This window comes from Georgenia halophila (genome assembly GCF_039541595.1).
The window spans coordinates 400356-413048 of sequence record NZ_BAABGN010000013.1; the positions used below are offsets into that span (position 1 = coordinate 400356).

The following is a 12693-nucleotide window of genomic DNA, read 5'->3' on the forward strand; positions in this document are numbered from 1 at the left end:
TTCTCGCTGGCGGGCGGCGTCAAGCTGGGCGGACTTCCGGGCGATTTCCTCAGAGGTCATGAGAATGGCCTGTCGGCGACGTCGCCGGAGCCGGACGCGACGGGCGTTGAACGGCAGGGGTGGCGGTGGACCGCTGCGGGAGCATTGGTACCGCAAAGCGCAGTCGCCGTGACGCCCAGCGTGGTCGTCGTCATGATGGTTCGGTCGAAGCGGTGGCCGAACCATTACGACGAGTGGCGTTTGGGCGCTGGACCCACCCGATTTGACACCTGGTGGGATTCAACGAGCGGGCGGCGATACTGACGTACGCCTGTAGCGCCCGGGACGGGCGGGCTCCTCAGTTGGTCGAGCTAGTTTGAAACGCCGCGAATACTCGCAGCTAGTGGACCGTGGAAGCCAAAGGCGTCGCCTCGTGACGCCGGGGCGGCGTCACTCGGTTTCGTGCGGTCGACGGCGTTTCTAAATACCATCATGGGCCATTCGAGTGACTGTCTCGCATACCTCCATCCATTCGGTCAAAGGCATAGTTATTGTCCCGTGGACGTCGTGATCCATCCCACCAGTCAGTTCATTGAAGTCTTGTGTTTCATGGACCACGGTCACGGTACCGTCAGGGTTCCGTCGCACTTGTACCATGTAAGCGAATGTACTCCCACTAGCAATTGGATGGAAGTACTTCCGACCCAGTTCCGAAGAGCAATTTCGCCTACAGGTTGGCCCCCACATCGGCACGAGTGGGGTCGAAGTGTGCGGCGATCGACGAGCCGACGTGTCACACCGGTTGCACTGCAAGAGGGGCGCAATCGGGACGGGCCGTTCGCCTCGTGTGAGGAGGTGCTCCAGTCAACTGGTCGCTACCGACTCTGACGACCTCCGGCTGGCTCCTACCTCACCGTCACCCCCGCGGCGTGGAGCAATAGCGCACCCTCGAGTACCAAGATCCAGCCTTGCGGCATACTCCGGTAGCACGGGTCCGGTGGGACGACATCGCTGCGGTCGGGCCCTAAATCGCGTCTCTAGACTCAGCTCGAAGCGTGGCTGCGCCGATCGCGTGGCCGTCAGGTCGTGACGGAGAATCCTCCGCCGACGAGCCTGACTCGATCCCCGGCGACGGCTTGTCCCCGTGCCGCACCGGAGACGGTGTATGCGCGCCCGGAGCCGTCCGCCAGCGCGGGGGAGCGGGTCAGGCGCTCGCCCGCGTTGGCGTAGAGCACGGCAGAACCGGCGTTCGTCCGGTAGTGCGCCGTGGCGACGGCGGGTCGGACGAGGAGGCCGTCGAGGCGGAGGTCGCCCTCGCTCGTGCACCGCACGCGCAGGTCGCCGGCCGGCAGCGGACGCTTCAGCGGAAGCGGCAGCAGGGCGCCGGGGGCCTCCGTCAGTCCGGCGTCGCCCGTCCCTCCGGCCTCGGTCGTGCCGAGCTCAGGCCCCGAGACGACCTCCCAGCGCGCCCGGCCGGCGGTCTGCGCATGCAGCCAGACGATCGGGTGGAGCTCGTCGCCATCGTCGCTGCTGACGTCGAACTCCACCCACTCACCGGGCGGGACGTTCAGGTAGGCACCTCCGGAGAGATTGCCCTCGCCGGTCCAGGCCCCGGTCTCGGGGCGCTCGAGCGTGCAGCCCGGGCTCCGCCGCGCCGACTCCGCTTCGAGCACCCGCACGCGGTCGTGGTCCACGATCCCCGTCAACGACGTCGCCAGCGCGGCCAGGTCGGGATTGTCGTCGAGGAGCATCATCGTCAGCTGGGCGTGGATGGTGGACTCGGCGCCGCTGTTCCGGTTGATGCGGCCGTCGGTCTCGATGCCGTCCACCGTGACACCGGTCGCCGGGTCGTAGACCTGCTCGTTCGCAGGGTTCGCGCCGAAGAACCAGCCGGCGGCGAGGCCGACGATCTCGCGCAGCCCGGGCCCGCCGGTGGCCTCGGCGGTCGCCAGCGCGCCCGCGACGCGGCCGTGCGCGCCGTAGGCGATCTGCGCCTCGCCGGGCACGGGCGCCCAGGCGTTGTGCGGCCCGCCGCTCGCGAGCACCAGCGGGGTGAACGAGCCCGCGTCGGCGACGGCGACGTCCACCAGATCCTCACGGCCGAGCAGTGCGCCGGCGCGCGCGAGCGCCTCGGGTGCCGCGCCGCCCCACGCGTGCCAGAAGCCGAGCGACCCGGTCCAGGGGAGGATCGCGCCGAAGGGCCACGCGGACGCCGTGGTGCCCATCGCCTTGATGCCGGACGCATAGGCGTCCAGCGCGTCCGCGACGCGCCGATCCTGCGGATCGGTCGCGTGCGCGGCGACCAGGCCGAGGACCGCCTCCGCGGTCGCGTCGGCGCCGCCGACGATGAGCCAGGCCGGCAGATCGACGCCGTCGCTGGTGACGAAGGTGCCGACGCGGGAGAGGGACTCCTGCTCGAGCGCGGTGAGCGCCAGGTCGAGCCGGTCGCGCAGGAAGCCGGCGAACGCCGGCTCCACCTGCCCGAACGCCGCGTACCCCTCGCCGAGCGCCCACACGGTGCGGGCCAACCAGTAGGACTCGGCGGAGTCCGAGGGGTCCGGGAGCTCGACGGGCTCCGCGCTGGGGTTCAACGTGCCGTCGGCCTGCTGCCACAGCACAACGCGTCCGGCGTTCGGGCCGCCGTCGTTCTGCAGGTAGGTCAGCGATCGGAGGAGCTGGCGTGCCCGCTCGCGTGCGTCGCCGTCGCTCGTGGCCTGCCAGGCGCGGAGATAGACGACGGCGGCCCGTGAGATGTCGTCGGCGTTGAACGCGCCCTGGGAGTAGTGGCCCGTCGTCGGGTCGAGCGTGCCGCCGCCTACCCGGGTGAACGTGGTGCCGTCGAAGTCCGCGTAGGTCCAGGGCGCGAGAGCGGTCGGGTGCGCGGCGCCGTCGTAGGTCGAGTGGTGCTCGAGCGAGGGGAGTGGCACCTCGTCGAGCAGGAACGTCAGATGGTCGAGGTTGGTCAGCTGAGGCACCTGTGGGGCCGCCGCGGCCGGAGGGCCTGCGGCGACGACGGCGGGTGCGGCGAGTGCGAGGCCGAGGAAGCTTCGTCGGGTCGTGGCGATCATGATGAGTGCTCCAGGTGTCTAGAGGCGGCGCGCACGCTGGAGCCCCAGGTGTGCGCCGGGTCGTGGATCGCGACGGCGAGCGTCGTGTCGCTCTGGCCGTAGTAGGCGAGCCACTGCCCGCGGAACTTGACCAGTCCTTCGACGAAGGTGACGTTGGAGACCAGGCCGTTGGTCTCCTCGAAGGTCTGGGGCTTGAGCCACGGCACCTGCATGCGGGCCAGCAGCTCGGTGGGTTTGTCCGGGTCGATGACGATCTGCCCGCACCGGTAGTCGACGCCGTGCCCTTCGCCGAGCACGTTGCGGCGCGCGCCGTTGACGAGCATGAGGAGCAGGCCGTTCTCCGTCAGCACCGGTGAGGTGCCGATCTCGACCAGATCCTCCTCGAAGGTTCCGGGCGCCGGGGCGTACATCGGCTCCGCGTCCGGTGTGCCGGGCGTCCAGTGGATAAGGTCGTCGCTCGTTGCCCAGTAGACCCCGCCCTCGCCGAAGTACATCCACCACTTGCCCTGCATCTGGAAGGGCACGATGACGCCGGCCTTGCTCCAGGTGCCGCCGCGCGGGTCGTCGGTGGCGGCGAAGGTGTCGAAGTTGTCGAAGAGCGGCCCGTGCTTCGTCCACGTGCGCAGGTCGGTCGACGTCGCGAGGCACAGCTTGGCGACGGTGCGGTCCCACCCGGTGTAGGTCAGGTAGTAGGTGCCGTCGATGAAGGCGACACGGGGGTCTTCGCAGCCGTATCGCTCGTAGTCGTGCTCCGGGGAGAGGATCGGGGCGTCCTCGCGTTCGAAGTGGAAGCCGTCCTCGCTCCGCGCGATGCCGACGTGGGAGATGATGTCCTCGGCGTGCGCGCGGTAGAGCAGGATGACCTCGTCGTCGACGACGAGCGCGGCCGGGTTGTACAGGTTGGCCGACTCCCAGCTGTCGCCCTTCGGGCGCAGGATCGGGTTGTGCTCGTACGGCACGAACGGGCCGAGGGGGAAGTGGGCATTCTCGAAGATCGAGACGGTCACGAGGGGTTTCTCCTTGGGGATCGCGGCTTCTCAGCCCTTGACGCCGGACGCGACGTCGGTCGAGGTGAAGTAGCGCTGGAAGAGGCAGAACAGGACGACGACGGGGAACGCCAGCACGCTTGCGCCCGCGAGGATGGCTCCGGTGGGGTTCGTGGCGCTCTGGGCGACCGAGGAGATGTAGTTCGCCAGGGCGACCGCGAGCGGTTGCATCCCGGCCTCCTTCGTGATGAGGAACGGCCACAGGAACTCGTTCCAGGGCCCGATGAAGGTCACCAGGATCACGGTGACCAGCGCCGGCCGGACGAGGGGGAGCGCCACGGACCACAGGGTGCGCAGCTCGCTGGCGCCGTCGAGACGCGCGGCTTCGAACAGGGTCTCGGGGAGCTGGAGGAAGAACTGCCGGAAGATGAACACCGCCGTGGTGTTGATGAGGAACGGCAGGATCATCCCGAGGTAGGTGTCTCCCAACCCGTAGGTCCTGGTGAGCAAGACGTACAGCGGCACCATGAGGAGCTGGAACGGCACCATCTGGACGAGCAGCATCATCGCGAAGACGGCGCCGCGGCCGCGGAAACGCAGCCGGGCCGTGGCGTAGCCGGCGAGCAGCCCGAACGTGACGGTGCCGAGCAGCACCCCGATCGTGAAGATGGCCGAGTTGATCAAGGACCCGACGAGGTCGATGCGCGAGTTGATGTCGGAGAAGTTCTCGAGGGTGAGTCCGCCGCTGGGGACGAGCTCGCCGACCTCGGTGGTCGGCTCGGTCTGGAATGCCCCGATGAGCATGAAGTAGAACGGGAACACGAACGCCAGGGCCGCCAGGCCCAGCATGACGTGCAGGAGCACGTTCTTCGAACGTCTCATGTCAGCGCTCCTTCCCGACGCGGTTGGCGATCAGCGCCAGCAGTCCGACGAGGATGACGAGGATCAGGCCGATGGCCGACGCGACGTCGGGGTTCGTCTGTTGTATGCCCTTCTGGTAGATGAGGAGGACGGGCGTCGTCGAGGCGCCGTTCGGGCCGCCGCCGTTGGTGAGCAGGTACGGCTCCGTGAACAAGCCGGCGCCGATGATGACGGCGAGGATGAGGACGAGCACGCTCACCGTGCGCACGCCCGGGACGGTGATGTGCCAGAACTTGCGCACGGCACCGGCGCCCTCCAGGGAGGCGGCCTCGTACAGGTCCCGGGGGATGCCCTGCAGCGCGGCCAGGTAGAGCAGGATGAAGAAGCCGAGCTGCTTCCACGTGACGTACAGCGCGATGGTCGGCATCGCGAGGCCCGAGTTGATAAGCCAGGACGGGTCCGGGGCCAGCGGTCCGAGGACCGTGTTGACCAGGCCGTTCTGCGAGAACAGCAGCAGCCAGACACCGACGAGCGAGACGCTGGCGGTCACGTACGGCACGTAGAACGCCACCCGGAAGCCGGCCGCCCAGCGCACGGCGGTGTTCAGGATCGACGCGAGGACGATGGAGCCGACCACGGTGAGTGGGACATAGATCGCCAGGAAGATCCCGGTGTTCACGAACGACTGACGCACGTCCGGGTCGGTCAGTGCGGCGACGTAGTTGTCCAGTCCGACGAACGGGTGCTCGATGGTCACGCCCGGCGCGGTGAACATGTAGTCGTGGAAGGACATCCAGATGGCCATGCCGAACGGGTAGGCGAAGACGACGACGAGGAACACCACATAGGGCAGCGAGAACGCGGTGCCCATCGGATGCTTGCCCAGCACCCGTTCCCACCATGGCCGCCTCGCCCGGTTCTCGGGTCCGCGAACGGGCGTGGTCGTGGCGGTGGACATGGCTTACTCCTGCACGAGCCCGTTGACCGCGTCGGCGGCCGCCTGCAGGCCGTCGGCGACGGGCACCTCGTCGAAGATGACCGACCGTGACCACTCCTCGCGGAACGTCTGCCACGCCTCGACAGAGTTCGGGATGTTCGGCACGTCGACCGTGCGCTCGGCCTGGTCCGCGAACGCGACGTAGTTCGGGTTCGCCTCGAAGTAGTCGGGGTACGCGTCCGTCAGCCCGGTCCGCAGCGGCATCTGACCCGTGGCCTCGAGCAGGTCGCCGTCGGCGGCCTCACTCGTGCTCAACTGGAGGAACTCCCAGGCGGTGCCGGTGTTCTCGCAGCTGGTGAACATCGAGACGTTCTTGGCGTCGGCGAAGGTGTAGGTCTCCTCGGGTGCCACGCCGTCCTCGGTCGGGACCGGCATGAACCCGTAGTCCACCTGCCCCTCGTAGGAGGCGATGGCCCACGGCCCGGCCATCTGCATCGCCGTGGTGCCGGCGGTCATCGCGTCCTCGGTGGCGGCCTCCTGCGACGTCAGGCCCTCCTCGTAGAACGTCCGCCAGAACTCCCAGACGGCCATGCCGTTGTCGTCGTCGAAGGTCGCGGCCCCGTCCTCGACGAGGCTGGTGCCGCCCGTGGTGGCGAGGTAGGTGGGGTAGAAGTCGAACCACGGTTGGTAGAACTCGGTGGTCGGCGAGGGCCAGATCGCGGTCTCGGCGGCGCCGGAGGACACGATGTCCCGGGCCCCGTCGAGGAACGAGTCGAACGTGTTCATGTCCGGGTTCTCGGGGTCGAGACCGGCCTGCTGGAAGACCTCCTTGTTGTACATGACCATCACGGGGTTCGACTTCCACGGCACCTGGTAGATCCCGCCGTCCTGTCCTCGGTACTGCCCGAGGGTGTCGTCGCCGCTGCGCTCGCTGAGGTACTGCTCCGCGCCGTCGAACTGGCTGAGGTCCACGAGCCCGCCCTGCGCCTGCCACTGGGGTGCCGCTGCCGGCGAGATGTTGTAGACCAGGCACGGTGCGGTGCCGGCCGTGATGGCTGCGGTGATGGCCTCCTCGGAGCTGGATCCAGCGGGGATCTCCTGGGCCTCGACCTGGGCGTCCGGGTGGTCGGCGTTCCACTCTTCGACCAACGCGTTGCCCCACTCGAGCTCGAACTCGTTGTTCGAGAACCAGACGGTGATCGGGCCGGTGGGCGGAGCGCCACCGTCCGCGCCGTCGTCGGTCTCGCCGCCGCCTCCGGACGAGCACGCGGCCAGGGTGAGGCTGAGGGCCGCGGTCGTGGCGATCAAGTGCTTCTTCATGTCTGCTCCTCGTTGAGTAGGTGGGCCCGGCAGCCCTGCCGGGTCGGTCAGGACGCCGCCGGGCCGGTGCTGTTGCGGTTGACGAGATGAGGCCCGTCGAGAACGGCGTCGGCCACGTCGTCGCCGGCGATGTGGCCCAGGAGTGATTCGGCTGCGCGCCGGCCCCACGCGACGACGTCGGTGTGGACGGTCGTCAGGGACGGGGTGAGATGGGCGGCGAGCTCGCTGTCGTCGAAGCCGGTGACCGACAGGTCGTCGGGTACCGCGACTCCGATCGACTGGGCGTAGCTCAGGCCCGCCATGGCCATGACGTCGTTCGCGAAGGTGATGGCCGTGGGCGGAGTCTCGGCTGCAAGGAGCTCCGCGGTGGCGGAGCGCCCCGACTGTGCGGTGAAGTCGCCCTCGACGACCAGGGAAGGGTCCAGGCCGCGCTCGCGCAGGGAAGACCGGAACGTGTCGAGCCGGTGGCGTGCGTGCACGTAGCCCACCGGGCCGCTGACGTGCGCGATGCGGCTGTGCCCGAGCTCGATGAGGTGGTCCAGCAGGGCGACCATGCCGCGCCCGTCGTCGACATGGGCCTGGGGGAGGCCGGCGGGGTTCGGATGGGCGCCGACGATCACCGCCGGGAGCGAGAGCGATCGGACGATGTCGAGCCTGGCGTCGTCGATCTCGAGGTCGAGCAGCAGGACGCCGTCGACCCGCCCGCGTGCGAGGGAGCGGTAGGCGTCCCGCTCGCGGTCGTGGTCGGGCACGACCTGCATGAGCACGCCCATGTCCACGGTCGACAGGACGGCCTCGACGCCGGCCAGGAAGCCGGCGAAGAACGTGTCGGTCGCGATGACGTCCGGGTCACGAGCGAGGACGAGGCCGATAGTGCTGCTGCGTCGCGTGGCGAGCGCGCGGGCGCGGGAGCTCGGCACCCAGTCCAGGTCGGCGGCGGCCCGCAGCACGCGCTCCCGGGTCTCCTCGGAGATCGTGCGCTTGCCGCTGTAGACCAGCGAGACCGTGCCCTTGCTGACCCCGGCCCGCGCCGCGACGTCGTCGATCGTTGCCCTGGGCACCTGTCACCCCGTTCCTCGTTAAACCGGTTTGACGTATGTCATCAAACCGGTTTGACGGGATGGTGTCAAGGGCGGTGGCGGTTGGCCCCGCTCAGCCTGGCCTCAACCACGCGCGTACGGAGTCGCCGTCGTCGAGTCACACCACCAGCCGGGCCCGGTCCGGCCGACGGTGGCGGGGGCACGCCCAGTGTGATCGCATCGCTCACCCGGAACGGCTCGACCGTCATCTCGGCCCTGAGCCCGGTCGCCGCGCGCAGCCCGCCGACGTCGGCGTGCCCGCAGACCCCACCCGGCCGCCAGCCGCCCGGTGACCCCGCCGGTCCCGTGGTGCGACACGCGGGCGCCGAGCTGCGTCGGGCCGCTTCGGGACCGGGATGTCCGCGCCGGCCTGGAACCTGCACCAGGTCGAAGATCAGCACCGTCTCCGCGTGCACGTCGGCCCGCACGCATCCGCCCAGGTCCTTGATGGTGCGGTCGACGTACAGCATGCTGGCGGTCTCGTGTTAGATGTCGGTGATCTCGCAGTGCACGTAGCTAGGGGTGGCGTCGTGCCGACGCGGCTCCTGTCTCTGCCAGCACACATCTTGGAGTTCGACCCGATCTACGGGGGCGGTCCTCGTCTGCCATTCGCGGCGGTATGACATGACTGGCCATAGTGAGGGCGGCGGTTGCTAACCGAGTTGCTCCGAAGAGTGCGGAAGTTGCTTGGGAAGTCACACCGTTGAGTGTCAGATGCGGGGCGCGCCGGCAACGGCGAGATAGACAACCAAGGCTCACCGAACCGCACCGTCAAGCGGTGGTTGATGTATAGGCTCGAGTCGATCGCTTTCGCGCCCAGGCCAAGGGGGGTTAAGCAAGGTGGCTTCTATCGGGATCGAGTTCACTGCGGGCGCTCGCTACACACTCGACCTGCAGGGCCAGCGATCCGCATACACCCTCACTGGCCGCCTACGGGAGATCTCTGACACCTCGATTCGCTTCGACACAGACGAGGGCCGAAGCCTCACGATTCCACTCCGAGCGGTGACGTTCGCTCGGGCCCTCGATGGCCCGCGTGGTATCACGGAAGCAGATCCATCCCAGCGGGACCTCGGACGAGCAATCAAGCGGTCACGTGAAGAAGCCGCTAAGGACGAGGACCCGATACAAGGCGTGAAGCTTGTTCGGGAAACGATGCGCGAGATAGCCCCACGTGTCACCTCAGCGGCCAATCGGGCCAGGATCGAAAGCGCGATTGAGTTGAGCAACCTGGTGGAGCGACATGTGCTTAGCAGAGATCTCAGGCGGGCTTCGCGTATACGCCAGCAGATTCTCTCCGTCGTAAAGTCGGCACGTGTGGGCCGCGGTCCGCGTTACAAACCCACTTCCCTAGCTGCAGAAATCGATGCTGCTCTTGGCTGGCTCTATGGGGTTGAAACCGAGCACTGGGACACGTTTGCTGCCCTACACTACGCGCCTCCACGAATCATAACTAGAGATCGAATCAACGTCAGTCGAGATAGCGCCAACGAGTTTGAATTGCCAATTCGTGTCACCCTAGACTCAAGCGCCGCAGAAGTTCATGACGTCAGAGTGCGTCTGGACAAGTTTCGCAACCTCAAGATCATTGGAGCTGCACCAAAGATCGACGTTCTCAAGCCTGGCGATTCGGCTATTCTTCGCACGCAAATGCGAGACAATCGGAAGCAGGGTGCGAGGGCCGACATCCGCATCGATGCCCATCTTGCGTTCGAAGACCTTGCAGGCAGGCGGCGAGAGTCGCCGCGCCAAACCTTGGACCTACGCATAGTCAGCAGAGAGATCCGTGAGGAGATTCCGAACCCATTCAGAGCTTACGCTGGTGGCCTCCCAATCGAGAGCGAAGAGATGTTCTTCGGACGCCGGGATTTGGTTGCGGAGTTCGTCAAGGAGTTGAGCAAAGCTTCAGGTGGGATGTGTTACGCGCTGTACGGCCAGCAACGGACCGGAAAGTCGTCAGTGCTAGCGCAAGTGCGTAGCAGACTTCGAGAGCGAGGGGCAATCGTCGCGGCTCTCTCTATCGGGACTATCGATCGCAAGAGCATGACGATCGACTTCATAGAGGAAGTTCTCGATCAGTTTCGTGTTCAAGTGCACGGTCGGCTGCCAAAGGAGCTTTCCAGCACTCTCTTGTCCCGATGGCCCGACTCGGCCGCGATCGAGAAGCGGCCACTAAGGAGTTTCCAGCGTGCCCGCGCTGCTGCTGCTGCGATTCTTCGTTCCGCTGGTCACACCGCGATCCCCTTTGTCGTTGTTGTGGACGAGTTCACATATTTACATGAAATCCTCAGGAGGCGCGGCATTGAACCGAGCGAACACAACGAGTTACGGGACTTTATGCGCCAATTGAAGGGCCTTCTCGAAGGAAGACTGTTTTCGGCGCTCCTGGTTGGTCAAGATACAATGCCTCGATTCTTGGATGCGTACCCGAACGAGTTTAGTGTTATGGCGACACGTAAACTGGACTACTTGCGCCATGACGAGACTCAGGCCCTTGCAGACGAGCCGGTGCGGACCCGTGACGGACAAAGTCGCTACTCGGGCTATGCGCTCAGCACGATCGCGACATACACAGACGGCCACCCCTTCTTCACTCAAATCGTTTGTGATCGTGTCATCTCAACAGTCAACTCGAAATCTCGAGTCGAGATTACTCAAAGCGACGTGGAGGAGGCGGTCGAGAGCTTGATTGCTGGCCAGGATTGCATCGAGTTTCATAAGTTTGACTGTCTTGTGACCGCCGACAACACGCACGCGCTGCTTGTCGACATGACCGGCGAGGGTGGAGAAAAGGAGGTAGACGGATCGCGGGACGCCCTAGCGGTATTGAGGCGAATAGCAGCCGTCTCAGGAAGCCTGAATGAGGCGGTTCCAATCGAGCGGCTCCAGCTCGACTCTCGACACGAGCTCGCGTTGGACGACCTGCTCATGCGGGGTGTCGTCCGAAAGTCCGATGCCGGCGTCGTCATCCGGGTTCTTCTTTATGCCGACTACCTGCGGAGACAGTGACGTAATGACAGAGCGGGCAAAACTTCCGGGCAAGGTGGCAACGCTATTGCGCGCTCCGGCCAATGTTGCACTACACGGGAGCCCAGGGTCAGGGAAGTCGTTTATCAGCGACAAGGTCGTGGGCCTTCTCACTACTGACCCGACCACTTCCGTCATTCGAGTCGACCTAAGTACCACCATGTCGGGCGCGGCCGTCTTCGAAGAAGTCCGTAGGCAGCTGGAACCCGATACCGCCGCAGCCTCATACGAGTCTTCCAATGTTCACGTGGAGTGGCGGGGAATACGGGCTGGCCTGATGGGGTTTCAGGGCCATGTTGTCTTGGTCTTGGACCAATTTGATCGCGTTCTGCGGTTTGGTGACGGCCAGGAGTTCTTACTGTTGCTTCGAGAACTCGTGCACCGCCCGGAGTCCATTTGCTGCACGGCCCTGGTCGGTTCTCGGCGCTCCCTACAGGCAATTGAAGCGGGCGTCCGAGGGATATCCACTCTTGCCAGCGTTTTCTACACCGAGTTCCTCGGGAGCGCACGGTTGGAGGACCTCAGCGCATTGGGTCCAGGAGCGAAGGGGCTCTCTATACGCAAACGTCACGAGTGCCTGGAGTGGTCGGGAGGGCACCCCGCCCTCGCGAAGTACTGGCTGTCGACTCGACCCGACAGGCAGCCTGATCCAGCGTCTGAGCTTGAGCGTATAAGAACAGTGCTTCGAGTGCTCGACCACCTTGCCGATGTTGACCTGGTGGATGCGGCGGCGCAGACGGTGCTAGGACCGGTCATCGACGAGTTCCTGTTCGAGCGACAGGAGTTGCAGTTGCTAGGCGTTCTTCCGTCGAGTGCCTCGGATCAACCGGTGGAGGAGACGCTGGCTGGGCAAGGAACCTTTCGTGATGCTCTGCGCATGAGAACGCGGAGCATGAATCCGTGGGGTGTTTTGGGAGCCGCCGAGGTGCAGTTGCGCGGCATAGTCGACATTGTTATGCGGGACGCGTATGGGCAAGTCTGGGCAGACGAAATGGCGAAGAGGCATTCCGGAATTAGGCGACTCAAAGACGAGGCGACAGAAAAACTTGAGCGAGATGAGCGATCGTTCGGTCGTTCGTCACCCTGGCTTTCTTATACATATCCCGGAGATTTGTGGACCATCGTACAAGCGGAGTGGGCTGTCTTTGAACCAGTATTCAACACGCGCGATAAAGCCTACTGGAGAACAATAATTGTCGGACTCGCTCAATATCGGGCACCCCTGGCGCACGGGCGACCGGAAGTCCTCAGTGAGGAACAGCGGACGCAATGTCGGATCTTTGCCGAGAAGATTATCGAGCGGTTGCGTGCGTTTCAGGCGGATACGCGCTAACTAGCGTGACGAGCAGCCGTGACCACCGCGTCAATAATGGGCGACATGCAGCGCCTGCGACCGAGGCTCGGACTTGAGCGCTCGATGTCGCCGGACACCCGGT

8 protein-coding genes and 1 pseudogene are annotated in these 12693 nt (G+C 65.7%); 3 read left to right on the forward strand and 6 right to left on the reverse strand.

Annotated features, from left to right (window positions below; genetic code table 11):
• Nucleotides 1-1058: 1058 nt before the first annotated feature.
• Genes ABD907_RS18020 through ABD907_RS18045 form a run of 6 tightly spaced genes read right to left on the reverse strand, consistent with a single transcriptional unit; the run spans nucleotide 1059 to nucleotide 8212 of the window.
• On the reverse strand, nucleotides 1059-3047 hold the full coding sequence (locus tag ABD907_RS18020) for a hypothetical protein (protein ID WP_345218080.1): 1989 nt from the start codon (nucleotides 3045-3047) through the stop codon (nucleotides 1059-1061).
• A complete protein-coding gene (locus tag ABD907_RS18025) occupies nucleotides 3044-4054 on the reverse strand; it encodes a glycoside hydrolase family 130 protein (protein ID WP_345218081.1) in 1011 nt (336 codons plus the stop codon). Before ABD907_RS18025 ends, ABD907_RS18020 begins: the two co-directional genes overlap by 4 nt.
• A 30-nt stretch (nucleotides 4055-4084) precedes the next feature.
• Nucleotides 4085-4915 (reverse strand): carbohydrate ABC transporter permease, encoded by an 831-nt coding sequence (locus ABD907_RS18030; protein ID WP_345218083.1) that lies wholly within the window; start codon nucleotides 4913-4915, stop codon nucleotides 4085-4087.
• 1 nt (nucleotide 4916) lies between these two features.
• Nucleotides 4917-5852 (reverse strand): carbohydrate ABC transporter permease, encoded by a 936-nt coding sequence (locus tag ABD907_RS18035; RefSeq protein WP_425555790.1) that lies wholly within the window; start codon nucleotides 5850-5852, stop codon nucleotides 4917-4919.
• A 3-nt stretch (nucleotides 5853-5855) separates the two neighbouring features.
• Nucleotides 5856-7151 (reverse strand): extracellular solute-binding protein, encoded by a 1296-nt coding sequence (locus ABD907_RS18040; RefSeq protein WP_345218084.1) that lies wholly within the window; start codon nucleotides 7149-7151, stop codon nucleotides 5856-5858.
• Nucleotides 7152-7198: 47 nt separating this feature from the next.
• Nucleotides 7199-8212, reverse strand: a complete 1014-nt coding sequence (locus ABD907_RS18045; RefSeq protein WP_345218086.1) for a LacI family DNA-binding transcriptional regulator — start codon at nucleotides 8210-8212, stop codon at nucleotides 7199-7201.
• Between the two features lie 858 nt (nucleotides 8213-9070).
• Between ABD907_RS18045 and ABD907_RS18050 the strand changes: the two genes are divergently transcribed.
• The 3 genes and pseudogenes from ABD907_RS18050 to ABD907_RS18055 all read left to right on the forward strand — a co-directional run bounded on the left by ABD907_RS18050 (nucleotide 9071) and on the right by ABD907_RS18055 (nucleotide 12590).
• The gene (locus ABD907_RS18050) at nucleotides 9071-11239 is read left to right on the forward strand and encodes an ATP-binding protein (protein WP_345218088.1); all 2169 of its coding nucleotides are present in this window, start codon (nucleotides 9071-9073) and stop codon (nucleotides 11237-11239) included.
• 4 nt (nucleotides 11240-11243) lie between these two features.
• Nucleotides 11244-11678, forward strand: a pseudogene (locus ABD907_RS21165) (ATP-binding protein); the annotation flags it as partial.
• Nucleotides 11679-11945: 267 nt separating this feature from the next.
• The gene (locus ABD907_RS18055; protein ID WP_345218090.1) at nucleotides 11946-12590 is read left to right on the forward strand and encodes a hypothetical protein; all 645 of its coding nucleotides are present in this window, start codon (nucleotides 11946-11948) and stop codon (nucleotides 12588-12590) included.
• Nucleotides 12591-12693: the final 103 nt, after the last annotated feature.

Excerpts from the sequence above, each read along its gene's own strand:
- ABD907_RS18020 (WP_345218080.1), bottom strand. The coding sequence starts at position 3,047 with ATGATCGCCACGACCCGACGAAGCTTCCTCGGCCTCGCACTCGCCGCA.
- ABD907_RS18030 (WP_345218083.1), bottom strand. The coding sequence starts at position 4,915 with ATGAGACGTTCGAAGAACGTGCTCCTGCACGTCATGCTGGGCCTGGCG.
- ABD907_RS18035 (WP_425555790.1), bottom strand. The coding sequence starts at position 5,852 with ATGTCCACCGCCACGACCACGCCCGTTCGCGGACCCGAGAACCGGGCG.
- ABD907_RS18040 (WP_345218084.1), bottom strand. The coding sequence starts at position 7,151 with ATGAAGAAGCACTTGATCGCCACGACCGCGGCCCTCAGCCTCACCCTG.